The sequence below is a fragment of the Actinomycetospora corticicola genome, assembly GCF_013409505.1.
In the GTDB taxonomy this organism is placed as follows: domain Bacteria; phylum Actinomycetota; class Actinomycetes; order Mycobacteriales; family Pseudonocardiaceae; genus Actinomycetospora; species Actinomycetospora corticicola.
Genome location: NZ_JACCBN010000001.1, coordinates 1,475,338 through 1,498,348 on the forward strand (window position 1 = coordinate 1,475,338; position 23,011 = coordinate 1,498,348).

General features: G+C 75.0%; 25 protein-coding genes. 22 read left to right on the top strand and 3 right to left on the bottom strand.

Annotation, left to right across the window (positions count from 1 at the left end):
* Positions 1–115: 115 nt before the first annotated feature.
* From hisD to BJ983_RS07070, 3 genes are read left to right on the top strand one after another with little or no spacing between them, the layout of a single operon-like run.
* Positions 116–1,393, top strand: a complete 1,278-nt coding sequence (gene hisD / locus BJ983_RS07060; RefSeq protein ID WP_179797449.1) for a histidinol dehydrogenase — start codon at positions 116–118, stop codon at positions 1,391–1,393.
* Positions 1,390–2,499: a histidinol-phosphate transaminase gene (locus tag BJ983_RS07065; RefSeq protein WP_179793172.1), complete on the top strand. Its 1,110-nt coding sequence runs from the start codon at positions 1,390–1,392 to the stop codon at positions 2,497–2,499. The genes hisD and BJ983_RS07065 overlap by 4 nt, the downstream gene beginning before the upstream one ends.
* Positions 2,496–3,794: an FAD-dependent oxidoreductase gene (locus tag BJ983_RS07070; protein ID WP_179793173.1), complete on the top strand. Its 1,299-nt coding sequence runs from the start codon at positions 2,496–2,498 to the stop codon at positions 3,792–3,794. The genes BJ983_RS07065 and BJ983_RS07070 overlap by 4 nt, the downstream gene beginning before the upstream one ends.
* Here the strand turns inward: BJ983_RS07070 and BJ983_RS07075 are convergent.
* Positions 3,767–5,359: a tryptophan halogenase family protein gene (locus BJ983_RS07075; protein WP_343053835.1), complete on the bottom strand. Its 1,593-nt coding sequence runs from the start codon at positions 5,357–5,359 to the stop codon at positions 3,767–3,769. The genes BJ983_RS07070 and BJ983_RS07075 overlap by 28 nt on opposite strands.
* A gap of 121 nt (positions 5,360–5,480) precedes the next feature.
* Between BJ983_RS07075 and BJ983_RS07080 the strand changes: the two genes are divergently transcribed.
* Entirely contained in the window at positions 5,481–5,906 is a 426-nt protein-coding gene (locus tag BJ983_RS07080) for a cupin domain-containing protein (RefSeq protein ID WP_343053836.1), read from the top strand.
* Here BJ983_RS07080 and BJ983_RS07085 read toward each other — a convergent pair.
* Complete coding sequence (locus tag BJ983_RS07085; protein ID WP_179793175.1) at positions 5,897–6,472, bottom strand: helix-turn-helix domain-containing protein; 576 nt, start codon at positions 6,470–6,472, stop codon at positions 5,897–5,899. The genes BJ983_RS07080 and BJ983_RS07085 overlap by 10 nt on opposite strands.
* A 59-nt stretch (positions 6,473–6,531) precedes the next feature.
* Between BJ983_RS07085 and BJ983_RS30575 the strand changes: the two genes are divergently transcribed.
* The 11 genes from BJ983_RS30575 to hisI all read left to right on the top strand — a co-directional run bounded on the left by BJ983_RS30575 (position 6,532) and on the right by hisI (position 14,534).
* On the top strand, positions 6,532–8,079 hold the full coding sequence (locus BJ983_RS30575) for a bifunctional NAD(P)/FAD-dependent oxidoreductase/class I SAM-dependent methyltransferase (RefSeq protein ID WP_179793176.1): 1,548 nt from the start codon (positions 6,532–6,534) through the stop codon (positions 8,077–8,079).
* 22 nt (positions 8,080–8,101) lie between these two features.
* A complete protein-coding gene (gene hisB, locus BJ983_RS07095; RefSeq protein WP_179793177.1) occupies positions 8,102–8,710 on the top strand; it encodes an imidazoleglycerol-phosphate dehydratase HisB in 609 nt (202 codons plus the stop codon).
* Positions 8,707–8,868 carry a hypothetical protein gene (locus BJ983_RS07100; RefSeq protein ID WP_179793178.1) on the top strand — a complete coding sequence of 54 codons (162 nt, stop codon included), beginning with the start codon at positions 8,707–8,709 and terminating at the stop codon, positions 8,866–8,868. Before hisB ends, BJ983_RS07100 begins: the two co-directional genes overlap by 4 nt.
* 91 nt (positions 8,869–8,959) lie before the next feature.
* The gene (locus BJ983_RS07105; RefSeq protein WP_179793179.1) at positions 8,960–9,631 is read left to right on the top strand and encodes a methyltransferase domain-containing protein; all 672 of its coding nucleotides are present in this window, start codon (positions 8,960–8,962) and stop codon (positions 9,629–9,631) included.
* Between the two features lie 76 nt (positions 9,632–9,707).
* Complete coding sequence (hisH, locus tag BJ983_RS07110) at positions 9,708–10,346, top strand: imidazole glycerol phosphate synthase subunit HisH (RefSeq protein WP_179793180.1); 639 nt, start codon at positions 9,708–9,710, stop codon at positions 10,344–10,346.
* A 99-nt stretch (positions 10,347–10,445) separates the two neighbouring features.
* Positions 10,446–10,883: a YciI family protein gene (locus BJ983_RS07115; RefSeq protein WP_179793181.1), complete on the top strand. Its 438-nt coding sequence runs from the start codon at positions 10,446–10,448 to the stop codon at positions 10,881–10,883.
* A 22-nt stretch (positions 10,884–10,905) separates the two neighbouring features.
* Entirely contained in the window at positions 10,906–11,337 is a 432-nt protein-coding gene (locus tag BJ983_RS07120) for a YciI family protein (RefSeq protein ID WP_179793182.1), read from the top strand.
* Positions 11,334–12,614, top strand: a complete 1,281-nt coding sequence (locus BJ983_RS07125; protein WP_179793183.1) for an RNA polymerase sigma factor — start codon at positions 11,334–11,336, stop codon at positions 12,612–12,614. The genes BJ983_RS07120 and BJ983_RS07125 overlap by 4 nt, the downstream gene beginning before the upstream one ends.
* Before the next feature lie 46 nt (positions 12,615–12,660).
* Positions 12,661–13,404, top strand: coding sequence for a bifunctional 1-(5-phosphoribosyl)-5-((5-phosphoribosylamino)methylideneamino)imidazole-4-carboxamide isomerase/phosphoribosylanthranilate isomerase PriA (priA, locus tag BJ983_RS07130; protein WP_179793184.1), 744 nt, complete (start codon positions 12,661–12,663; stop codon positions 13,402–13,404).
* Between the two features lie 9 nt (positions 13,405–13,413).
* Positions 13,414–14,187 (top strand): imidazole glycerol phosphate synthase subunit HisF, encoded by a 774-nt coding sequence (gene hisF, locus BJ983_RS07135; RefSeq protein ID WP_179793185.1) that lies wholly within the window; start codon positions 13,414–13,416, stop codon positions 14,185–14,187.
* Positions 14,184–14,534, top strand: a complete 351-nt coding sequence (gene hisI, locus BJ983_RS07140; protein WP_179793186.1) for a phosphoribosyl-AMP cyclohydrolase — start codon at positions 14,184–14,186, stop codon at positions 14,532–14,534. Before hisF ends, hisI begins: the two co-directional genes overlap by 4 nt.
* Here the strand turns inward: hisI and BJ983_RS07145 are convergent.
* A complete protein-coding gene (locus BJ983_RS07145) occupies positions 14,477–15,457 on the bottom strand; it encodes a LysR family transcriptional regulator (RefSeq protein WP_246325547.1) in 981 nt (326 codons plus the stop codon). The genes hisI and BJ983_RS07145 overlap by 58 nt on opposite strands.
* 72 nt (positions 15,458–15,529) lie before the next feature.
* Between BJ983_RS07145 and BJ983_RS07150 the strand changes: the two genes are divergently transcribed.
* The 7 genes from BJ983_RS07150 (at position 15,530) to lgt (ending at position 22,874) form a co-directional block, all read left to right on the top strand.
* A complete protein-coding gene (locus BJ983_RS07150) occupies positions 15,530–16,477 on the top strand; it encodes a DMT family transporter (protein WP_343053841.1) in 948 nt (315 codons plus the stop codon).
* Between the two features lie 23 nt (positions 16,478–16,500).
* Entirely contained in the window at positions 16,501–18,075 is a 1,575-nt protein-coding gene (locus tag BJ983_RS07155) for an anthranilate synthase component I (RefSeq protein ID WP_179797455.1), read from the top strand.
* Positions 18,072–18,692 (top strand): Trp biosynthesis-associated membrane protein, encoded by a 621-nt coding sequence (locus BJ983_RS07160; RefSeq protein WP_343053842.1) that lies wholly within the window; start codon positions 18,072–18,074, stop codon positions 18,690–18,692. Before BJ983_RS07155 ends, BJ983_RS07160 begins: the two co-directional genes overlap by 4 nt.
* A 94-nt stretch (positions 18,693–18,786) precedes the next feature.
* Positions 18,787–19,596 carry an indole-3-glycerol phosphate synthase TrpC gene (trpC, locus tag BJ983_RS07165; protein WP_179793187.1) on the top strand — a complete coding sequence of 270 codons (810 nt, stop codon included), beginning with the start codon at positions 18,787–18,789 and terminating at the stop codon, positions 19,594–19,596.
* On the top strand, positions 19,593–20,903 hold the full coding sequence (trpB, locus tag BJ983_RS07170) for a tryptophan synthase subunit beta (protein WP_179793188.1): 1,311 nt from the start codon (positions 19,593–19,595) through the stop codon (positions 20,901–20,903). Before trpC ends, trpB begins: the two co-directional genes overlap by 4 nt.
* A complete protein-coding gene (gene trpA, locus BJ983_RS07175; RefSeq protein ID WP_179793189.1) occupies positions 20,900–21,718 on the top strand; it encodes a tryptophan synthase subunit alpha in 819 nt (272 codons plus the stop codon). Before trpB ends, trpA begins: the two co-directional genes overlap by 4 nt.
* Positions 21,719–21,788: 70 nt before the next feature.
* Positions 21,789–22,874: a prolipoprotein diacylglyceryl transferase gene (gene lgt / locus BJ983_RS07180; RefSeq protein WP_179797460.1), complete on the top strand. Its 1,086-nt coding sequence runs from the start codon at positions 21,789–21,791 to the stop codon at positions 22,872–22,874.
* The last annotated feature ends 137 nt before the right edge of the window (positions 22,875–23,011 follow it).

A 23,011-nucleotide genomic window follows, 5' to 3' on the forward strand; every position in this document is an offset into this window, starting at 1 on the left:
CAACCATCCTGCACCTGATGATGTCGGGGTGCCTCGTTACCCTGGGCACGTGACGACGCTCCTGTCCCGGTCCGACCTCCGCGGTGGCGTCCCGGCCCCCGCCGAACTCCGCTCGATGCTCCCGCGCGCCGAGATGAACGTCGACGCGGTCGTCGAGAAGGTCCGTCCGATCATCGACGACGTCCGCGACCGGGGGGTCGAGGCGGTCCTGGAGTACGGGGAGCGCTTCGACCGGGTGCGCTCGGAGTCCGTGCGGGTGCCCACCGCGGCGCTGCGCGAGGCCCTCGAGGCGACCGACCCGCAGGTCCGGGCCGCCCTGGAGACCAGCATCGAGCGCGCGCGGACGGTCCACGCCGACCAGCGGCGCACCGACACCACCACCCAGGTCGTCCCCGGCGGCACCGTCACCGAACGGTGGGTGCCCGTCGCCCGCGTCGGCCTCTACGCGCCGGGCGGTCTCGCGGTCTACCCGTCCAGCGTCGTCATGAACGTGGTGCCGGCCCAGGCGGCGGGCGTCGAGGGCCTCGTGGTCTGCTCGCCGCCCCAGCAGGAGTTCGATGGCCGGCCGCACCCGCTGATCCTCGCCGCCGCTGCCCTGCTCGGCGTCGACGAGGTGTGGGCCGTCGGGGGCGCGCAGGCGGTGGCGCTCCTCGCCTACGGCGGCACCGACACCGACGGCACGCCGCTCGACCCGGTGGACACCGTCACGGGCCCCGGCAACGTCTTCGTCACCGCGGCCAAGCGCGTGCTGCGCGGGCGCATCGGGATCGACTCGGAGGCCGGCACCACCGAGATCGGGATCCTGGCCGACCACACGGCCGACCCGGTGCACGTCGCGGCCGACCTGATCAGCCAGGCGGAGCACGACCCGTCGGCCGCCTCGGTACTGGTCACCACGAGCCCGGAGCTCGCCGACGCCGTCGACGCGGAGCTCGCCACCCAGGTGGGCACCACGAAGCACGACGAGCGCATCCGCACCGCCCTGTCCGGCCCGCAGTCCGGCACGATCCTCGTGGCCGACCTCGACGCCGGGATCGCGGTGGTCGACGCCTACGCCGCCGAGCACCTCGAGATCCAGACCGCCGACGCCTCCGCCGTCGCCGCCCGGATCCGCAACGCCGGCGCGATCTTCGTGGGGCCGCACAGCCCGGTCTCGCTGGGCGACTACTGCGCCGGGTCGAACCACGTGCTGCCCACCGGGGGGTGCGCCCGGCACTCCAGCGGGCTGTCGGTGCAGACGTTCCTGCGCGGCATCCACGTCGTCGACTACTCCGAGGACGCCCTGCGCGAGGTGGCCGACCGGGTCGTCGCGCTCGCCGAGGCCGAGGACCTCCCGGCCCACGGCCAGGCCGTGGCGGCCCGCTTCGGGAACCGTCGGGAGTGGGTCAAGTGAGCGACGTCGTCGGTGCGGGCGTCGAGCTGGCCGACCTCCCGCTGCGCGACGATCTGCGCGGCCGCTCGCCCTACGGCGCGCCGCAGCTGCAGGTGCCGGTCGCGCTCAACACCAACGAGAACCCGTTCCCGCCGCCGCCGGCGCTCGTCGACGACGTCGCCACGGCGACCCGCGAGGCGGCCGCGACGCTGCACCGCTACCCCGACCGCGACCACGTGGCCCTGCGCACCGCGCTCGCGGAGTACCTGACCACCGCCACCGGGGTGGCGCTCGCGCCGGAGAACCTCTGGGCCGCCAACGGCTCGAACGAGGTGCTCCAGCAGCTGCTGCAGGCGTTCGGCGGCCCGGGGCGACTCGCCCTCGGATTCGAGCCGAGCTACTCGATGCACCCCATCCTCGCGGCCGGGACGCGCACCGAGTGGCTGCCGGCGCCGCGCCGGGACGACTTCTCGCTCGACGCCGCGGCCGCCGTGGACGTGGTGCGCGAGGCACGGCCCGACATCCTGTTCGTGACCACGCCGAACAACCCGACGGGGCAGTCGGTGGAGCTCGACGAGCTGGCCGCGATCGCCGACGCGGCGCCCGGCATCGTCGTGGTGGACGAGGCCTACGTGGAGTTCTCCTCCGGCCCGAGCGCGGTGGAGCTGCTCGCCACCCACGGGCACAAGCTCGTGGTGAGCCGCACGATGTCCAAGGCGTTCGCCTTCGCCGGCGGCCGCCTGGGCTACCTCGCCGCCGCCCCCGCCGTCGTGGACGCGCTCATGCTCGTCCGGCTGCCCTACCACCTCTCGGCGCTGACCCAGGCCGCGGCGCTCGCCGCGCTGCGCCACGCCGACGAGACCCTGGCTCTGGTCGGCACGCTGTCGCGGGAGCGCGACCGGATCGCGGCGGCGCTGACCGACCAGGGCTACGCCGTGGTCCCGTCCACGGCGAACTTCCTGCTCTACGGCGGCCTCCCGCACGCCGACGCGCACGCCACGTGGCAGGCCTACCTGGACGCCGGGGTGCTCGTGCGCGACGTCGGGATCCCGGGCCACCTCCGCGTCACGGTGGGCACGCCGGAGGAGAACGACCGGTTCCTCGAGGTGAGCGCCGCGCTGCGGTGACCCGCGACGTGCTCGTCGTCGGGGCCGGCGTCGCCGGGCTGGTCGCGGCGCGCCGCCTGGTCGACCGCGGCGTCCGGGTCCGCGTCCTCGAGGCCTCCGGCCGGATCGGCGGCCGGGTCCGCACCCACCGGTTCCCGGGCGGCGCCGCGGTCGACCTCGGGGCGATGCGGCTGCCGCCGGAGTCGCACCGCACCCTCGCCCTGGTCGAGGAGCTCGGGCTCGGGGCACGCCTGCGACCGTTCCGCACGATGTTCGGCCACGCCGACGACGTCGTGCTCCGCCCGACCGGGCCGGTCCGGGTCGCCGACGCCGGCCCGGTGCTCGCCGCCGAGGCCCGCGGGCTGGCCGGTCGGCCGCTCGACGAGCGTCGCGCGGGTGCTCTCGGGTGGCTCGTGGCCGTCGTCGACGCCCTCGGCCCGCCGGAGGCGCGCCGCTCCGTGCGCGCCGACGCCCCGGCGATCGCCGCCGGGCTGTCGGACGACGTGCCGGGCGGACCGGCCGGGCTGGCGGGACGGCTGCGGGGCGACGACGACCTGCGCGGACGGTGCGGGGCGGGGCTCGCGGGCTTCGTCCTCGACCTGGCATCGGAACTCGACCCCGCGCTGTGCACCCTCGAGGGCGGACTCGGCGTCCTCACCGACAGGCTCGCGGCAGGACTGCCGGTCGAACTCGACCGGCCCGTCGTCGGGATCGCGGCCGCGGACGACCACGTGACGGTGACGACCGCCGACGGGTACCGCTCGGTCCACGACGCGGTGGTGTGCACGGCGCCGGTCCCCGTGCTGCGCACCATGTCGCTGTTCGGTCTCCCCACGGGTGACCACGAGCTCGTGGCGACCACCCCGTACGGCGCCGCCACGAAGGTCGGCGTCGCCCTGCGTGCGCCGGTCCGCCCCACCGGTGGCGGTTCCTTCGTGGGCGGGGTCGCCCGGCAGCTCTACCTCCCCGACGCCGTGCCCGGCCGAGCCGCCGCGGCGCTCGCGGGCTACGCCATCGCCGAGGACGCCGAGGGCCTGGGCGCCCTCCCGGCGGACGAGCGTCACGCGCGGGTGCTCGCCGACGTGGACCGCGCCCTGCCCGGGTTCACCGACCTCGTCGTCGGGACGGCCTCGGTGGCCTGGGCGGACGAGCCGTGGGCGCGGGGCTGCGTGGCCCGGCGACCGGCCCGGCTCCGGGGGACCCGACGTCTCGCCTTCGCCGGCGAGCACACGGCCGACCGACCCGCGTGGGTGGAGTCCGCCGTGGCCTCGGCCGTCGCCGCGGTCGATCAGGTCGTCCGGTCGCCCCGCCCCTGAACCCGGCGCACGTCCTCCACGGTGGGCGGCAGGTCCCGCAGCATCCGGTCGCGCTCGGCGGCCACCGCCGCGAACGCGTCGGCCGAGGACCGCACGGCCTCCGGCCGGTGGGCGAGCACCGGCATCGGTCCGTCCGGCTCGATCCCGAGGCCCGCGAAGACGCAGTAGAAGCTCCCGTTGGTCCAGAAGTTGCGCAGCTCGGCCTCGAAGTTGCCGTAGTAGGTGCCGACGTCGACCGTCGGCTGGTTGACCGGCAGCCCCGCCCGGTAGGTGGCGATCTTCTCCCGTACGTCGTCGCTCAGCGTCAGGTCCTGCTGCGACCGCCAGAACGCGGTGTCGGTGCGGGGCGAGAGGCAGTAGTGGGTCTGCAGGAAGTCCCGGCTGTCGTCGAACATCCGCACCACCTCGGCGTTGAACCGGTCGACGAGGCCCGGGGCGAAGCGCCGGTCGGTCAGGTGCCGGACGAGCAGGTAGAGGGCGCCGTAGACGAAGTAGAGGCCGGTGGACTCCAGGGGCTCGAGGAAGCAGGACGACAGTCCGATGCCGACGCAGTTGCGCACCCACGCCCGCTCGTTGCGCCCCACCCGGAACCGCAGGTGGCGCAGGTCGGCCTCGGCCGGGTCGAGACCCCAGAGGTCGCAGAACTCCCGCGCGGCGTCGTCGGGGTCCTGGAAGTCCGCCGAGTACACGTAGCCGGTGCCGAACCGCCCCAGCAGCGGCACCTTCCAGGTCCACCCGGCGCTCATGGCGATCGAGGAGGTGTAGGGCTCGAGGTCGGCGTCGTCGTACGGGACGGGGGTGGCGACGGCGCGGTCGCACCGCAGGCGGTCGCCCATGTCGAGGAACGGTTCACCCATCGTCCGGTTGATCAGCAGGGACGCGAAGCCCGAGCAGTCGACGAACAGGTCCCCCTCGAGGTCCCGCCCGCCGGCGGTGCGCAGGGCGGTGATGTACCCGCGCTCGTCGAGCAGGGCCTCGGTCATGCGGTCCTCGACGTGTTCGACCCCGAGGACGGTCGTCGCGTGCCGGGCGAGGAAGTCCGCGAGCAGGTTCGCGTCGAAGTGCCAGGCGTGGGCCGTGGCCGAGGTGCCGTCGGCGAACCGCGGACCCCGGCGCGCCTCCATGAGCGCGGGCTCCCAGTAGCAGTCCTCGTCGAAGGTGCCGGTGGGCTCGCCGTCGGCGCGCCGCTGGGTCCAGTACTGCGACAGGGGCAGTCCCTCGTGCTCCCGGAGGAGCCCGAACACGTGGTAGTAGGCGTCGCGGACCCGGGCCTCGCCCCGGCCCGGCGTCGCCCAGTTCACGAACTTGATCCCCATCTTGAAGCTGGCGTTGCAGTGCGGCATCCAGTCGTCCTCGGACAACCCCAGGAGGTCGAAGAAGACGCTCTGCAGGTTGGGGATGGTCGCCTCGCCGACCCCGATGCGCGGGATCTCGGGCGCCGCGAGGACGACCACCCGCACGTCGGGGAGGGACTTCGCGAGGTAGCAGGCGGACATCCAGCCCGCCGAGCCGCCGCCGAGGATCACGATGCGCCGCAGGGGTCCCGTCGGGTCCAGTTCCGCCACGTCACGAGTCCAGCACGCGCGGACGCGGCAGTGGGGTGAGTGGATCTCGGCTGTTCGTGTGGAGCTGTTCCACTCCCGCAGCGGATTCTCGTCGGGCGCCGCACGTGTCACCGTCGGGGGCGTGGCGGACGCGGAGTGCCGGGTGGTGCGGGGTGGGGGTTACCTGGGCAAGCAGGGGGTCGAGTACTCCAGTGCCGGGATCTCGGCGGAGTCCGCCGGGGCGCAGGGTCTGTGCCTGCACACCCAGGTGATCCCGCCCGGTGGCCGCGCCCGGGCCCACCGCCACGACCACCACGAGTCCGCCGTGCTCGTCGTCTCGGGCGAGGGCGAGATGTGGTGGGGCGAGGAGTTCGAGCACTACGAGCGGCTGCAGGCGGGCGATCTCGTCTACATCCCGGCCGGGGTGCCGCACCTGCCGGGCAACCCGAGCGCGACCGAGCCGGCGTTCGCGGTGGTCGCCCGGACCGACCCGAACGAGCAGGAGAGCGTCGTGCTCCTGCCCGAGCTCGACCCCCGCGCGGTCCGCCCGGAGCACGATCAGGCCTGACGGGTGCGGATGTGCGCGCGCTCGCCCTGCGGACCGAACAGGGCGAGGAGCTCGGCCGGCTCGTCGCCCGGGTTCGCGAAGGCGTGCGGGGTGTGGGTGTCGAACTCGACCACCTCGCCCGGGCGCAGCACCACGTCGTCGTTCCCGAGCAGCAGCCGCACCCGGCCGGAGAGCACGTAGGCCCACTCGTAGCCCTCGTGCGACTGCTGGGTGAGCTCCCGGTGCGGGTAGCCCACCGGCATGATCAGCTTGTAGGCCTGCAGGCCGCCCGGGCGCCGGGACAGCGGCAGGAACGTCATGCCGTGCCGCTGCACCGCCTGCAGCCGCACCCGCGGGTCGCCGGTGGCCGGGGCGTCGACGAGCTCGTCGAGCGCCACCCCGAACGCCCGCGCCAGGGGCAGCAGGAGCTCCAGGGTCGGCTTCCGGCCGCCCGACTCGAGCCGCGACAGGGTGGACAGTGAGATCCCCGTGGCCGCCGCCAGGTCGGTCAGCGTGATGCTCCGGGCCGTGCGCAGGTCGCGCAGCCGGGGGCCGACGCCGTCGAGCACCGGGGTGAAGTCCTCCATATTGCTGTTGTAGCAAGGATATTTGCCGAGAGCGAGGCCGGCGGCGCAGGCTCGGTCCCATGAACGACGAGACGTGGGACGTGGTGGTGGTCGGAGGCGGCGCGGGTGGCCTGTCGGCGGCCCTGACCCTGGCGCGGTCCCGGCGCCGGGTGCTGGTGGTCGACGCGGGCGACCCCCGCAACACCCCGGCCGACGGGGTGCACAACTACCTGGGCCGGGAGGGCACCCCGCCCGGCGAGCTGACCGCGATCGGCCGGGCCGAGGTGGAGGGCTACGGCGGGGTGGTCCGCTCCGGTCGCGTGGTCTCCGCCGCCGTGTCCGAGGGCGGCGGGTTCGACCTCGGGCTGGAGGCCGGGGAGACGCTGCACGCACGGCGGCTGGTGGTGGCGACCGGCGTCACCGACGAGCTGCCCGACCTGCCCGGCGTCCGCGAACGGTGGGGCCGCGACGTCCTGCACTGCCCCTACTGCCACGGGTGGGAGGTCCGCGACCGCCGCATCGGCGTGCTCGCGACGAGCCCGCTCGCCCTGCACCAGGTGCAGCTGCTGCGCCAGTGGAGCGACGACGTCGTCCTGCTGGACAACGACGCCATCGAGCTGAACCACGTCGCGGAGGGGGAACTCTCGGCGCGGGGGATCGAGGTGGTCCCGGGCAAGGTGACCGGCCTCGTCGTCGGGACGGCGTTGGAGGGCGCGGAGCTCGCCGACGGGACCACGGTCCGGCTCGACGCGCTGGCCGTCGCGCCGGTCTCCCGGGCCCGGGCTGAGGTCCCGACGATGCTCGGGGTGCCCGTCGTGGAGCAGTGGATGGGCGACGTGCTCGTGGGCGACGTCGTCGAGACGCAGCCGGGCGGTGCCACCGCGGTCGACGGGCTGTGGGTGGTGGGCAACGCCGCCGACCTGCGCACCGTCGTCATCGGGGCGGCCGCGGCGGGGACGGCGGTGGCGGGGGCGGTGAACGCCGACCTGGTCGCCGAGGACGTCCGCCTGGCCGTGAACGCGAGCCGCGACGGGAGCCCGGAGTTCTGGGAGCGCCTCTACGCCGCGCGCGAGCAGATCTGGAGCGGCCGGGTCAACGCGACGGTGGGCGACGTCGCCGATCCCCTCGAGCCGGGCACCGCGCTCGACCTCGGCGCGGGGGAGGGCGGCGACGCGCTCTGGCTCGCCGAGCGGGGCTGGAGGGTGACCGCGGTCGACGTCTCGCAGACCGCCTGCGACCGGATCGGCGATCTGGCGGGCGACCTGCCGGTGACCACGGAGCGCCACGACCTCACCGAGACGTTCCCGGAGGGGTCGTTCGACCTGGTCAGCGCCTCCTTCCTGCACTCGCCGAACGCCGACTTCCCCCGCACGACGATCCTGCGCCGCGCGGCGGAGGCGGTGGCCCCGGGCGGGACCCTGCTGGTCGTCGGGCACGGCCGGCTGGCGCCGTGGTCGTGGGACCCGTCCCTGCGGATGTCGACGGCCGCGGAGGTGCTCGAGGGGCTGGCCCTCGACGACACCTGGGAGGTCCGACGCTGCGAGTCCGCGGAGCGCGTCGCCACCGGCCCGGGCGGGCAGGAGGCGACGATCACCGACGAGATCGTGGAGGTGCGCCGGCGCCGGTGAGCCGGTGCGTCACACTGGGGTCATGAGCCGCACCGGGCGCGTGGAGCGCGTGACCAAGGAGTCGTCCGTCCTCGTCGAGATCGACCTCGACGGGACGGGACGCACCGAGGTCGCGACCGGGGTGCCGTTCTTCGACCACATGCTCGACGCGCTCGGCAAGCACGGCAGCTTCGACCTGGTGGTGCGCGCGACCGGGGACGTGGAGATCGACGCCCACCACACCGTGGAGGACGTCGCCATCGTCCTCGGCCAGGCGCTGCGTCAGGCCCTCGGCGACAAGTCCGGCATCCGCCGCTTCGGCGACGCCTGGATCCCGATGGACGAGGCCCTCGCCCAGGCCGTCGTCGACGTCTCCGGTCGTCCGTACTGCGTGCACACCGGCGAGCCCGAGGTGATGACCGGGTTCGTGGTCGGCAACAACTACCCGACGGTGCTCAACCGGCACGTGTTCGAGTCGATCGCCTTCCACGCCGGGATCGCGCTGCACGTCCGCGTCACCGGCGGGCGGGACCCGCACCACATCACCGAGGCCGAGTACAAGGCGATCGCCCGGGCGCTGCGGGCGGCCACCGAGCCGGACGCCCGACTCGACGGCGGAACGGCGTCCACCAAGGGCGTGCTGGAGACGTGAGCGGTGCGCAGCTGGTGGCCGTCGGGCTGCTGGTCCTCGCCGGGTTCCTCATCGGCGGTGTGATCAGCTTCGGCCGCGAGCGCCGCTGGATCCCGGCGGGGATCCTCGCCCTGCTGTCCGTCCTGGCGGCGGTCGCGGCGGTCCTGCGCCTCGTGTGATCCGGCTCCCGCGCCGGCCTCCGGTCGTGCACGGTTGAACTCCCGTCCCCGGGGAACCAGAAACCGGGATCGCGACGCGGGGGTGGTGAGGGTGGAGACGCAGCACGGTGGCAGGGCGGCGTTCGCGGTCCGGGCCCGCGCGGCCACCAACCCGGCCGAGGTGCGCGAGGTCTACGACGAGTGGGCCCCCACCTACGACGAGGACCTCTGCGGCCCGGCCGGGGACGACTACCCGCTGCCGGGCATCGTCGCCGACCTCGTGGCCCGGCTCGACGAGCCCGAGACCGACGTGCTCGACGCGGCCTGCGGCACCGGCCTGGTGGGCGCGGCGCTCGCCCGTCACGGGTTCACCTCCGTCGACGGCCTCGACATCTCACCCCGCATGATCGCCCGCGCCCGCTCCCGGACCCGCCGGGTCTACCACGACCTCGGGCCCGCCGACCTCACCCAACGTCTGCCCGGCGCCCCGGACAAGTTCGGCGTGGTGACCTGCGTGAACGCGCTCGAGGTGGGACACCTCGCGCCGACCGCCCTCGTGGAGTTCGCGCGGGTGGTGCACCGCGGCGGGCACATCGTCCTCACCGTGAGCACCGACGGCTGGCCGGACGTCGAGCACCACCTGCGCCGCCTCGCCTCCCGCCGGATCGCCCGCGTGCTCGAGACCGGCGAGCACCCGCTGCACCCCTCCGCGGGCAGCCGCCACGTCGTCGCCGTGCTGGAGGTCGTCGCGGCGTCGGCCCCGACGGGCGGGCCCGGGTGGTGAGCGGCCCCGGGTGGTGACGGTGGGAGACGCAGCGCAGCGGAGCTCGACCGTCGGGCGTCGCGGATAGGCTGGGGGCATGTCGACACCTCCCCACGTCGTCGTCCTGGACTACGGGTCGGGCAACCTGCGCTCCGCGGAGCGGGCGCTGGAGCGGGCGGGCGCGAAGGTCGAGGTGACCTCCGACTCGCGGGCCGCGATCGACGCCGACGGGCTGGTCGTCCCCGGCGTCGGCGCCTTCGCCGCGTGTGCGGCGGGCCTGCGGGCCGTCGGCGGCGAGCGGATCCTCGAGCAGCGGCTCGCCGGCGGGCGGCCGGTGCTCGGCATCTGCGTCGGGATGCAGGTGCTCTTCGAGCGCGGGGTGGAGTTCGGCGAGGAGGCCGACGGGGCCGGGCAGTGGCCGGGCACCGTCGAGAAGCTGCACGCCGACGTCCTGCCCCACATGGGTTGGAACACCGTCTCCGCCCCGGCCGACTCGCAGCTGTTCGCCGGCATGCCCGCCGACGAGCGCTTCTACTTCGTGCACTCCTTCGCCGCGAGGCGCTGGGAGATGGAGCCGGTGGAGCCGTTCACGCCCCCGAGGGTCACGTGGGCGCACCACGGGGAGGACTTCGTGGCGGCGGTGGAGAACGGGCCGCTCTGGGCCACACAGTTCCACCCCGAGAAGTCCGGCGACGCGGGGCGGCGCCTGCTGGAGAACTGGCTCGCGGTGCTCTAGAAGTTTTCTCGACGCCGGGTGTCGAAGACCCGTCGGCCCGTTCGACGCGTCGGTGCGGGCCGGGACGGACCCGGCCGCCGAGCACCGAGGAGCACTCCGATGCGCTACCTGATGATGATCCAGGCCCCCGAGTCCGCGATGGTCACCGAGCCGGACGACATGAACGCCGCCTTCGAGGCGATGGGCCGCTACAACACCGAGCTGGTCGAGGCCGGGGTGCTGCTGGCCGCCGAGGGCCTCGCGTCGAGCGCCGAGGGCTTCACGGTGACGAAGGAGGACCCGGCGTCGGAGGCGGCCACCGTCACGGACGGGCCCTTCACCGAGGCCAAGGAGCTGATCGCCGGCTTCTGGCTGCTCGACGTCGCGTCGCGGGTGGAGGCCGAGCAGTGGGCCCGGCGCTGCCCGGTCGGTTCCGGCGTGACCCTGGCCGTGCGCCGGGTGCACGAGTTCGACGAGTTCTCCGACGTCGCGTCGGCCGAGGTGATCGACGCCGAGGCCACCCTGCGGTCCCGGATCGCCGAGCGCAACGCCCGTTGACCGACCGGGGAGGATGCCCGACATGCGTTTCATGCTCGTCCTGACCTACGACGAGGCCGAGGCGGCCGGACGACCGCCGGAGCCGCAGATGTTCGAGGAGATGGGGCGGTTCAACCAGGCGATGGTGGACGCCGGTGTCCTGCTCGCGGGCGAGGGGCTCGCCCCCAGCGCGCAGGGCGCGATCGTCGCGTTCGGCGACGGCGAGGGGGAGGACCCCACCGTCACCGACGGGCCCTTCACCGAGATCAAGGAGCTCATCGGCGGGTTCTGGATCCTCCGGGTCGACTCGTTGGCCGACGCCGTCGGCTGGGCCCGTCGGGCGCCGTTCCGCCACGGCGAGCGTGTCCAGATCCGGCGGGTCTTCGACCCCGAGGACTTCGCGGGGGTGGCGCCCGACGAGGTGATCGAGGCCGAGGCACGGATGCGCTCCCAGGTGGACCAGCAGCAGACATGAGTCCGTCCCGCGATCCCTTCGCGGTGCTCGACGCCGTGTGGCGGGCGGAGTCGGCGCGGATCGTGGCCGGCGTCGCGCGGGTGGTGCGCGACGTCGGCCTCGCCGAGGAGCTGGCCCACGACGCCCTCGTCGCGGCGCTCGAGCAGTGGCCGGCCGAGGGTGTGCCGGACAACCCCGGGGCATGGCTGGCCGCCACGGCCCGGCGGCGGGCGATCGACACGATCCGGCGGGAGCAGACCTTCGCGCGCAAGGCCGAGGAGGTGGGTCGCGCGGAGTCCCACCGGGTGGCGCCGGACGCCGCCGACGTGGTGGCCGACCCGACGCGCACGGTCGGCGACGACGTACTCGCGCTGCTGTTCGCCACCTGCCACCCGGTCCTCGCCCGCGAGTCCCGGGTGGCGTTGACGCTGCGGCTCTTCGGCGGCCTGACCACCGACGAGATCGCCCGCGGCCTGCTGGTCGCCTCCACCACGGTGGGGCAGCGCATCTCGCGGGCCAAGAAGCGGCTCTCGGCGCAGGGTGTCGAGCTGGAGATCCCGTCGGGGGAGGAGCTGCCCGCCCGGCTGGGCGCGGTCCTCGAGGTCGTCTACCTGGTGTTCAACGAGGGCTACACCGCGACGGCCGGTGCGGACTGGATGCGTCACGACCTGTGCGACGAGGCGATGCGGCTCGGCCGACGGCTGGCGGCGCTGCTCCCCGCCCGGCCCGAGGTGCACGGCCTGCTCGCGCTGCTCGAACTGCAGGCCTCCCGGTTGCGGGCGCGGACCGGCCCGGACGGGCGCCCGGTGCTGCTCGCCGACCAGGACCGCGGCCGCTGGGACCGGGTGCTCGTCCACCGCGGGCTCGCCGGGCTGGACCGCGCCCGCTCCCTCGGGGGCGCCGACGCCTACACCCTCCAGGCGGCCATCGCGGCCGAGCACGCACGCGCCGGCAGCGTGGCCGCCACCGACTGGGCCCGGCTCGCCGAGCTCTACGGCGAGCTGGCCGCGGTCGCCCCGTCCCCGGTGGTGGAGCTGAACCGGGCCGTCGTCGTGGGCCGCGCGTCCGGACCGGCGGCGGCGCTCGCGATCGTCGACGGGCTGCGCGACGACCCGGCCCTGGCCCGCTACCACCTGCTCCCGGCCGTCCGGGCGGACCTGCTCGTCCAGCTCGACCGCCCGGCCGACGCCGCGATGGAGCTGGAACGGGCGGCGGAGCTCGCGTCGAACCAGGCGGAGCGCGAGCTCCTGGCCCGGCGTCTGGAGGATCTGCGGGAGTCGTCGCTCGGGTCCCGATGACGCCGGGCGCGGGGCCCGTGGAGGCGGGCGATTACGATCACGGGCCGTGAGCTTCGACCTGCTGCCCGCCGTCGACGTCGTCGCCGGCCAGGCCGTCCGCCTCGTCCAGGGCGAGGCCGGCACCGAGACCGGGTACGGCGACCCCCTGGAGGCGGCGCGCGGCTGGGTCGACGACGGGGCCCGCTGGATCCACCTCGTCGACCTCGACGCCGCGTTCCGGCGCGGGTCGAACGCCGACCTGCTGGCGTCGCTGGTGGCCGCCACCCCGGTGAACGTCGAGCTCTCGGGCGGCATCCGGGACGACGAGTCGCTGCGCCGCGCGCTCGCCACCGGGTGCGCCCGGGTCAACATCGGCACCGCGGCCCTCGAGGACCCGGAGTGGTGCGCGAAGGCCATCGCGGAGTTCGGGGACCGGGTGGCGGTCGGGCTCGACGTGAAGATTCGCGACGGGGAGCACCGGCTCGCCGCCCGCGGGTGGGTGTCCGACGGCGGGGACCTGTGGGACGTCCTCGCCCGGCTCGACGCCGAGGGGTGCTCCCGCTACGTCGTCACCGACGTGGGCCGCGACGGCACGCTGACCGGCCCGAACACCGAGCTGCTGACCGCCGTCTGCGAGCGCACCTCCGCGCCCGTGGTCGCCAGCGGCGGGGTCGCGACCCTCGACGACGTCCGCGCGCTCGCGGCGCTCGCCCCGCAGGGGGTGGAGGGCGCCATCGTCGGTAAGGCGCTCTACGCGGGGGCGTTCACCCTGCCCGAAGCGCTCGACGCCGCGGCGCGTCCGGCTCAGTAGGCTGATCGCATGGGTGTGGCCGTCCGTGTGATCCCCTGCCTGGACGTCGACGCCGGGCGCGTGGTCAAGGGCGTCAACTTCGTCGACCTCCGCGACGCCGGGGACCCGGTGGAGATGGCGCGGCTCTACGACGCCGAGGGCGCCGACGAGCTCACGTTCCTCGACGTCAGCGCCTCGTCCGGCGAGCGCGAGACCACCTACGACGTCGTCCGGCGCACCGCCGAGCAGGTCTTCATCCCGCTGACCGTGGGCGGGGGCGTGCGGACCAACGAGGACATCGACAAGCTCCTGCGCGCCGGGGCCGACAAGGTCGGCATCAACACCGCCGCGATCGCGCGCCCCGAGTTCCTCGGGGAGTCGAGCCGCCGCTACGGCTCGCAGTGCATCGTGCTCTCCGTGGACGCCCGCCGGGTGCCGGCCGACGGGAAGCCGACACCCTCGGGCTTCGAGGTGACCACCCACGGCGGCCGACGGGGCACCGGCATCGACGCGTTGGAGTGGGCGCAGCGCGGTGCCGAGCTCGGCGTCGGGGAGATCCTGCTGAACTCGATGGACGCCGACGGCACGAAGAACGGGTTCGACCTGGAGATGCTCCGCCGGGTCCGGGCGCTGGTGGACGTGCCGGTGATCGCGTCGGGCGGGGCCGGTGCGGTCGAGCACTTCGCCCCGGCCGTGGAGGCGGGCGCCGACGCGGTGCTGGCGGCCAGCGTGTTCCACTTCGGCATGATGCGGATCGGCGAGGTCAAGGACGCCCTGCGGGAGTCCGGGGTGGAGGTCCGATGACCACGATGTCGCCCGAGCTCGCGGCGCGGGTGCGCTGGAACGCCGACGGCCTGGTGTGCGCGGTGGTCCAGCAGTACGACACCCGCGAGGTCCTCATGGTCGCGTGGATGTCCGACCAGGCCCTCACCCGCACCCTCGAGACCCGCGAGGCCACCTACTGGTCCCGCTCCCGCCAGGAGCTCTGGATCAAGGGCGCCACCAGCGGCCACACCCAGGCGGTGCACGAGGTGCGGCTCGACTGCGACGGCGACACCCTGCTGGTGCTCGTCGACCAGCAGGGCGCGGCCTGTCACACCGGCGACCGCACCTGCTTCGACGCCGACGTGCTGCTCGCCGACGGGGCCTGAGCGGGCGGAGCCTGACCCGGCGCCCGGGCGGCCGCCGTCGCCCGCAGCGCGGTGACGGCCGCGCGGACCGCCGGGGTCTCCCGGTCGGTCCGCCACACGGCGTCCACGGTGCGGGCGAGCACGGGCGTCGTGGTCAGCATCCGCACCCCGGTCGGCACCACGGGCCGGGCGAGCCGGGGCACCATCGCCGCCAGCCCCGCGCCCGCGACCAGCTCGAGGTGGATGGCGAACCCGCACACCCGGCTGGTCACCCGCGGCTCGACGCCTGCACGCCGCAACGTGTCGAGCAACCAGTCGTGCGCGCGGGAGCTGCGGGTGTCGGCCACCCACTCCAGGCCCGCCCCGGCGAGCTCGGACAGCGCGACGTGGCCGGCGGAGGCCAGCGGGTGCTCGCAGGGGAGCGCCAGGTCGAGGACGTCGTCACAGAGCTGGGTGCGGCTGATGCCCGGCGGCGAGGGCGACGGCAGCCCCTCCCAGTTCTCCACCACCGCGAGGTCGAGGTCGCCCGCGAGCAGGGCCGGCATCGTCTCCTCCGCCTCGCCGTCGTCGAGCAGCACGGTGAGGTCGGGGTGGGCGACCCGCAGGCGGGCGAGGGTCGCGGGGGCCAGCGCGTGCGCCGACGTGGGGATCGCGCCGATCCGCAGCGGACCCACTACCTCGTCGTCGAGGCGGTCGAGGTCCCGGCGGGCGGCGGCCATCCGGTCGAGCAGCGCGGCGGCGTGCTCGGCGAGCACCAGGCCCGCGGGCGTCAGGCGGATCCCGCGGCCCGCGGGCTCGGTGAGGCGGGTGCCCGCCTCGCGCTCCAGCGTCGCCAGCTGCTGGGAGACCGCGGACGGCGTGAGGTGCAGCGCCGTCGCGGCCCGCCCGACGGTGCGGTGGGTGGCCACCGCGTGCAGGGCCTGCAGCCGCGCGATCCCGAACATGCAGCGCAGCTTACGGTTCCCGGCGAGGAGAAGTCGCTGGTCCTGAACAGTGCGGCCCCGCAGGCTGGACCCGTGGCCGTCCCCGACACCCTCGCGACCCCCACCCGTCGTCGGGCCGCCGACCCGCGCCTCATGGCCGTGGTCGGCAGCCTGTGCATCGCGCTGTCCCCGATCCTCATCTCGCTGTCGGGCACCTCGCCGGGCACCGCGACGGTGTTCCGCTGCCTGCTCGCGCTGCCGGTGCTGATCCCGCTCGCGCTGCTCGAGCGGCGCCGCACCCGCCGTGCGGCCCTCGGGACCGGGCGGCTCGGTCGTCCCTGGCTCGTCGTCGTCGGGGGCCTGCTGCTCGGGCTGGACATGACGCTGTGGACGGGGGCGATCCACGCCGTCGGCGCCGGGGTCTCGACGGTGCTGGTCAACGCGCAGGTGGTCATCCTGCCGCTGCTCGCCTTCCTGGTGCTGGGCGAGCGCATCCGGCTGTCCTTCCTGCTCACCGTGCCGGTGCTGCTCGGTGGCGTCGCGCTCGCCGGGGGACTGGTCGACAGCGACCCGGGCACGGCACCGGACCCGGTGCTCGGCACCGTGCTCGCCCTGCTCGCGGCCTTCGCCTACGCGGGCTACCTGCTGTTCCTGCGCCTCGGGGCGGCGCCCGGCGAGAAGGCGGCCCCGGTCACCCTCGCGACCGTCGCGGCCGCGATCAGCTCGTTCGCGCTCGGCTCGGTCTGGGAGGGCGTCGACCTGACGCCGGGCTGGACGGCGATCGCGTGGCTGGCCCTGCTCGCGGTGGTCGGGCAGTCGATCGGCTGGGTGCTCATCGCGGGCGGCATGGCGGCGCTGCCCTCGTCGACCGGGGCGTCGATCCTGCTGCTGCAGCCGGTCGGCGCGGTCCTGCTCGGCATGCTGGTGCTCGGACAGTTCCCGACGGCGTGGCAGCTCGTCGGCTGCGCGGTGGTCATCGCCGCGGTGGCCGTCGCCGTGCGGCGCCGTGCCGAGCCGGCCCCGGAGGAGGCCGCCGCCTGAGAGTGTCGGACCCGGCGTCCACAATGGGCAGCGTGTCCGTGACCGACCCGCCGACCACCCTCGGCGCCGTCCAGCCGAGCCGCGAGCAGTTCCACGAGCTCGCCGCCCACCACCGCGTGATCCCGGTGGTGCGGCGCCTGCTCGCCGACGACGAGACCCCGCTGGGGGTGTACCGCAAGCTCGCGGGCCGGCGCAGCGGGACGTTCCTGCTCGAGTCGGCCGCCAACGGCGAGTCCTGGTCGCGCTGGTCGTTCGTCGGCGCCCGCAGCGCGGCGGCCCTCACCGAGCGCGGGGGCCGGGCGTACTGGACCGGGACGCCGCCGGTCGGGCTGCCGGGCGACGAGGAGAACCCGCTCGACGCGCTGCGCGAGACCCTCGAGCGCCTGCGCACCGATCCGCTGCCCGGGCTGCCGCCGCTCACCGGCGGACTGGTCGGGTACATCGGCTACGACGCGGTGCGCCGCCTCGAGCGGCTGCCCGAGCTCGCGGACGACGACCTGCGCATCCCCGAGCTCGTGATGCTGCTGGCCACCGACCTCGCCGCGCTCGACCACCACGAGGGCACGGTCACGCTGATCGCCAACGCGGTGAACTGGGACGACAGTCCGGAGCGCGCGGACGCCGCGTACGACGACGCGGTCGCCCGCCTCGACCGCATGACCGCCGAGCTGGGTGCCCCCGCGCCCTCCACCGTCGCGCAGTACGACCCGACGGCGGGGCGCTCGCCGCAGGTCCGGCGCCGCTTCGACCGCGACGCCTACCTCGCGGCGGTGGAGTCGGCCAAGGAGCGGATCCGGGCGGGCGACGCGTTCCAGGTGGTGGTCAGCCAGCGGTTCGAGTCCGACACCGACGCGGACGCGCTGGACGTCTACCGGGTGCTGCGGGCCACCAACCCCAGCCCGTACATGTACCTCCTGCGCCTCACCGACGCCGCCGATCAGCCGTTCGAGATCGTCGGCTCCAGCCCCGAGGCCCTGGTGACGGTGCGCGACGGCGTGGCCACCACGCACCCGATCGCGGGCACGCGCTGGCGCGGGACGGACGCCGAGGAGGACCTCCTGCTGGAGAAGGACCTCCTCACCGACGAGAAGGAGCGCGCCGAGCACCTCATGCTCGTCGACCTGGGGCGCAACGACCTCGGTCGGGTCTGCGTGCCGGGCACGGTGAAGGTGCACCGCTTCTTCGACATCGAGCGCTACAGCCACGTGATGCACCTGGTCTCCACCGTGAGCGGCCGGCTCCGCGAGGGCTGCAGCGCCTTCGACGCGGTGGCCGCCTGCTTCCCGGCCGGCACGCTCTCCGGGGCCCCGAAGCCCAAGGCCATGGAGATCATCGAGGAGCTGGAACCGACGCGCCGCGGGCTCTACGGCGGGATCGTCGGCTACCTCGACTTCGCGGGCGACGCCGACACCGCGATCGCCATCCGCACCGGGCTGCTGCGCGACGGGGTCGCCCACGTCCAGGCCGGGGGCGGGGTGGTCGCCGACTCCGACCCCGTCGCCGAGGACACCGAGGCGTCGAACAAGGCCCGGGCGGTGCTCGCCGCCGTCGCGACGGCGGCGACGCTGCGCGCCCCCGAGCCCGGCGCGACGACGTGAAGGGCTCCCGCCTGCTCGGCTTCGCGGTCGTCGGGCTGCTGCTCGCCGCCCTCGCGCTGTGGGGCGCCTCGCGGGGCACGTGGCTGACCGCCACCTGGGACGTGCCGGTGCGGGGGAGGGTCGTGGTCACGGCGACCGGGGCGGACGCCGAGCCGGTCCTGGTGCCCTGGGCGCTGCTCGCGCTCGCCGCCATCGGCGGTCTGCTCGCGACGTCGGGGTGGGGCCGCCGGGCGGTCGGCGCCGTCGTCGGGGTCGCCGGGCTGTGGGCGCTGCTGCGCTCGCTGTCCGGGCTCGCGGCCCCCGCGCCCGACGCGCTGCCGGTCGCCGCGCAGCAGGCCGGCCGGGCGGTCGGGGTGCAGGCCTCGGTCGTGTGGCCGCTGCTCGGGGGCGTGGGCGGCCTGCTGCTCATCGGCGTGGGGCTGCTCGTGGCCCTGCGTGGCGCCGTGATGCCGCGCCTCGGCGCGCGGTACGACGCGCCGGGTGCCCCCGCCCGTCGTCGGGAGGACGACGAGGAGCGCTCCCTGTGGGAGGCGCTCGACGCCGGGGACGATCCCACGGCCCGTCCGCAGAGCCCGACACCGAGGGCACCGGACGGAACCCAGGGGACCGGGAGTTAAACTTCCGGTGTACTCGCCAGGGACCGGATCCGGCGCCCCGCACCTGCAGGGAACCGGCTCGATCGAGAGCCCGAAGGATGGGGGCAGCAGCCGCGTGAGCGTCCTGGAGCAGATCCTCGAGGGGGTCCGGGCCGACCTCGCCGCCCGCGAGGCCGCCGTCGGATTCGACGAGGTCAAGGCGGCCGCCGCCGCCGCACCGCCGGCGAAGGACGCGCTCGCGGCCCTGCAGGGCCAGGGCATCGGGGTGATCGCCGAGGTCAAGCGCGCCTCGCCGTCGCGCGGCCACATGGTCGACATCCCCGACCCGGCGAAGCTCGCCCGGCAGTACGCCGAGGGCGGCGCGCGGATCATCAGCGTGCTGACCGAGCAGCACTACTTCGAGGGGTCCCTGGCCGACCTCGACGAGGTGCGCGCGGCGGTCGACGTGCCGATCCTGCGCAAGGACTTCGTGGTCGGCACCTACCAGGTGCACGAGGCGCGGGCCCACGGCGCGGACCTGGTGCTGCTGATGTGCTCGGTGCTCGAGCAGAACGCGCTCGACGCGCTGGTCGACCGGGTGCACTCCCTCGGCATGACCGCGCTCGTGGAGATCCACGACGAGATCGAGGCCGACATGGCCCTGCAGGCGGGCGCGAAGCTCGTCGGCATCAACGCGCGGAACCTCAGGACCCTCGACGTCGACCGCGAGGTGTTCAGCCGGCTCGCCCCCGGGCTGCCCGGCGAGGTGCTGCGGGTGGCGGAGTCCGGCGTGCGCGGTCCCGGCGACCTCATGACCTACGCCGGCCTCGGGGCCGACGCCGTGCTCGTGGGCGAGTCGATGGCCACCGCGGAGGACCCGCGGGCCGCCGTCCGCCAGCTGGTCACGGCCGGGTCGCACCCCGCCTGCCCGAAGCCGGCGCGATGAGCCCGACCCGGCCGGAGAGCCTGCCCACCGCCTCCGACGGTCTCGCCCGGCACGACCACGACCCCGACGTCGGCGGCCACTTCGGCCGCTTCGGCGGCCGGTACATGCCCGAGGCCCTCATCGCCGCGGTCGACGAGGTCGCCGCTGAGTACGAGAAGGCCCGTCAGGACCCGGAGTTCCTCGCGGAACTCGACCGGCTGCAGCACGACTACGCCGGCCGACCGTCCCCGGTCACCGAGGCGCGGCGGCTGTCCGAGCACGCGGGCGGGGCGACCGTCCTGCTCAAGCGCGAGGACCTCAACCACACGGGCTCGCACAAGATCAACAACGTGCTCGGCCAGGCGCTGCTCGCGGTGCGGATGGGCAAGACCCGCGTCATCGCGGAGACCGGCGCGGGCCAGCACGGCGTCGCCACCGCGACGGCCGCGGCGCTGCTCGGGCTCGAGTGCGTCGTGTACATGGGCGAGGTCGACACCGAGCGGCAGGCGCTGAACGTCGCGCGGATGCGGCTGCTCGGCGCCGAGGTCGTCCCGGTGACCACGGGCTCGCGCACCCTCAAGGACGCCCTCAACGAGGCCTACCGCGACTGGGTCTCCACCGTGGGCCACACCCACTACGTGCTCGGCACGGCCGCCGGCCCGCACCCGTTCCCCATGATGGTGCGCGACTTCCACCGCGTCATCGGGCTCGAGGCGCGCGCCCAGGTGCTGGCGAGTCACGGCCGCCTCCCGGACGCCGTCCTCGCCTGCGTCGGCGGCGGCTCCAACGCCATCGGGATCTTCCACCCGTTCCTCGACGACACGGACGTGCGGCTCGTGGGGTGCGAGGCGGCGGGCGACGGCGTCGACACCGGCCGGCACGCCGCGTCGATCACCGGCGGATCCCCGGGCGCACTGCACGGCGCGCTCACCTACGTGCTGCAGGACGAGGACGGGCAGACCGTCGAGTCCCACTCGATCTCGGCCGGCCTCGACTACCCCGGCGTCGGGCCCGAGCACTCGTACCTCGCGGAGATCGGCCGGGCGGAGTACGTCCCCGTCACCGACACCGAGGCGATGGACGCGTTCCGGCTGCTGTGCCGGACCGAGGGCATCATCCCCGCCATCGAGACCGCCCACGCGATCGCCGGCGCGCTGCGCCTGGGCCGCGAGCTCGGGCCGGACGCGATGCTGCTGGTGAACCTCTCGGGTCGCGGTGACAAGGACGTCGAGACCGCGGCGCGGTGGTTCGAGGTGGTCGACCCGGCCGCCCTGCCGACCACGGAGCCGGTGCCGGACGACGCGGCCGCGGGGGAGCGGGAGCTGTGAGCGACACGGGCACCCGAACCGGCCTCGCGGTGCTCGACGAGGTCTTCAGCACCGCCCGCGCCGAGGGGCGCGCCGCGCTGATCGGCTACCTGCCCACCGGCTACCCGACGGTGGCCGGCTCGAAGGGACTGCTCGCCCAGACCCTCGACGCCGGCGCCGACCTGCTCGAGATCGGGCTGCCCTACTCCGACCCGGTGCTCGACGGGCCGGTGATCCAGCACGCGGTGGAGACCGCCCTGCGGGCCGGGGTGCGCACGCGGGACACCCTCGACGCGGTCGAGTCCGTCGCCGCGCGCGGGGGACGGGCCGTCGTCATGACGTACTGGAACCCGATCCTGCGCTACGGCGTGGACGCGTTCGCCCGAGACCTGGCGGCCGCGGGCGGACTCGGGATCATCACGCCGGACCTGGTGCCCGACGAAGCGGCCGACTGGCTGACCGCCGGGGACCGGTACGGGCTCGGCCGGACCTTCCTGGTGGCCCCGTCGTCGACCGAGCAGCGGCTCGCGTCGACCGTCGCGGCCACGACCGGGTTCGTCTACGCGGCCTCCACCATGGGCGTCACCGGCGCCCGCGACGCCGTCTCCGACACCGCCCCGGCCCTGGTCGAGCGCACCCGGCGGCACACCGACCTGCCGATCGGGGTGGGTCTGGGTGTTCGCTCCGGGGCGCAGGCGGGCGAGGTCGCGCAGTTCGCCGACGGCGTCATCGTCGGGTCCGCGCTGGTCTCCGCCGCCGAGCACGGACGGGCCGCGGTCGCGCGGCTGACCACCGAGCTCGCGGCCGGCGTCCGGGGCAACCACACCGGGCGTTGAGCCCGCCCCCACCTCACGGACGGTGTCGGGGGTGACCGATAGCGTGGCCACCGTGCTCGCGTCGCTGCCGATGACCATCCCCAGCCCTCCCCAGGGGGTCTGGTACCTCGGTCCGGTCCCGCTGCGGGCCTACGCGCTGTGCATCATCGCGGGCATCATCGTGGCCGTCTGGCTGACCGAGCGGCGCTTCGTCGCCCGCGGCGGAGCGCCGGGGTTCGTCATCGACGTCGCGGTCTGGGCGGTGCCGTTCGGCCTCGTCGGCGGCCGGCTCTACCACCTGGCGACCGACTGGCGGACCTACTTCGGACCGGGCGGCGACCCGGTGGCCGCGCTGTACGTGTGGAACGGCGGGCTCGGCATCTGGGGCGCCATCGCCCTCGGTGGTGTCGGCGCGTGGATCGCGTGCCGTCGTCGGGGGGTGCCGCTCACGGCCTTCGCCGACGCCGCGGCGCCCGGCATCGTGCTCGCGCAGGCGATCGGACGGCTGGGCAACTACTTCAACCAGGAGCTCTACGGCGCGCCGACCACCCTGCCGTGGGGGCTCGAGATCTACCGCCGGATCGACCCGGGCACCGGGGCGGTGGACAACCTCGCGGGTGTGGCGGTCGACCGCACGCCCCTCGAGATCGTCCAGCCGACCTTTCTCTACGAGCTGATCTGGAACATCCTCGTCGCCGTCCTCGTGATCTGGGCCGACCGACGGTTCACCCTCGCCCGCGGGCGGGCCTTCGCGCTCTACGTCGCGGGCTACACCCTGGGCCGCTTCTGGATCGAGATGCTGCGCACCGATCCCGCCCTCACCCGGGTCGAGGGCGTGCGGGTCAACGTGATCGTCGCGGCCGTCGTCTGTGTCGCGGCCCTGCTCTACCTCGCCCTCGCCCGCGGACCTCGCGAGGACCTCTCCGCGTCCATGCCGGTCGAGTCGGCCGGTTCGGCCGGGGGCGGCCCGGGTACGCCCGGACTCGTGACACCGAGGGATGACGAGAACGACGACGCCCGCGCCGCCCGGGCCTCGCGCGACGACGCCGCCGCGCCGGACCGGGACGACACCGCCACCCACCACGGCGCCTCCGAACCGTCCGGGGTCGACGCCGAGCCCGAGGGCATGCAGCCCGAGGAGGACGCCTCGGCGGCCCCGCCGTCGAGCGCGCACTAGCTCGAACCGGGAGCGGAGCGGGCCCGGTCCCACACCTGCCCCCGGGCTCTGCACGCCCCGCCGCCGGCCGTCCGCCGGGCTAGACTCCCTCCCGGGCCATCGTCGTCCCGGATCACCACCATCCGGCTCGCGACGAC

Coding starts and splice junctions, on each gene's coding strand:
- hisD (WP_179797449.1), top strand. CDS start 116: ATGCTCCCGCGCGCCGAGATGAACGTCGACGCGGTCGTCGAGAAGGTC.
- BJ983_RS07085 (WP_179793175.1), bottom strand. CDS start 6,472: ATGGAGGACTTCACCCCGGTGCTCGACGGCGTCGGCCCCCGGCTGCGC.
- BJ983_RS30575 (WP_179793176.1), top strand. CDS start 6,532: ATGAACGACGAGACGTGGGACGTGGTGGTGGTCGGAGGCGGCGCGGGT.
- hisB (WP_179793177.1), top strand. CDS start 8,102: ATGAGCCGCACCGGGCGCGTGGAGCGCGTGACCAAGGAGTCGTCCGTC.
- hisH (WP_179793180.1), top strand. CDS start 9,708: ATGTCGACACCTCCCCACGTCGTCGTCCTGGACTACGGGTCGGGCAAC.
- BJ983_RS07115 (WP_179793181.1), top strand. CDS start 10,446: ATGCGCTACCTGATGATGATCCAGGCCCCCGAGTCCGCGATGGTCACC.
- BJ983_RS07120 (WP_179793182.1), top strand. CDS start 10,906: ATGCGTTTCATGCTCGTCCTGACCTACGACGAGGCCGAGGCGGCCGGA.
- BJ983_RS07125 (WP_179793183.1), top strand. CDS start 11,334: ATGAGTCCGTCCCGCGATCCCTTCGCGGTGCTCGACGCCGTGTGGCGG.
- hisF (WP_179793185.1), top strand. CDS start 13,414: ATGGGTGTGGCCGTCCGTGTGATCCCCTGCCTGGACGTCGACGCCGGG.
- hisI (WP_179793186.1), top strand. CDS start 14,184: ATGACCACGATGTCGCCCGAGCTCGCGGCGCGGGTGCGCTGGAACGCC.
- BJ983_RS07145 (WP_246325547.1), bottom strand. CDS start 15,457: ATGTTCGGGATCGCGCGGCTGCAGGCCCTGCACGCGGTGGCCACCCAC.
- BJ983_RS07155 (WP_179797455.1), top strand. CDS start 16,501: ATGGGCAGCGTGTCCGTGACCGACCCGCCGACCACCCTCGGCGCCGTC.
- trpB (WP_179793188.1), top strand. CDS start 19,593: ATGAGCCCGACCCGGCCGGAGAGCCTGCCCACCGCCTCCGACGGTCTC.
- lgt (WP_179797460.1), top strand. CDS start 21,789: ATGACCATCCCCAGCCCTCCCCAGGGGGTCTGGTACCTCGGTCCGGTC.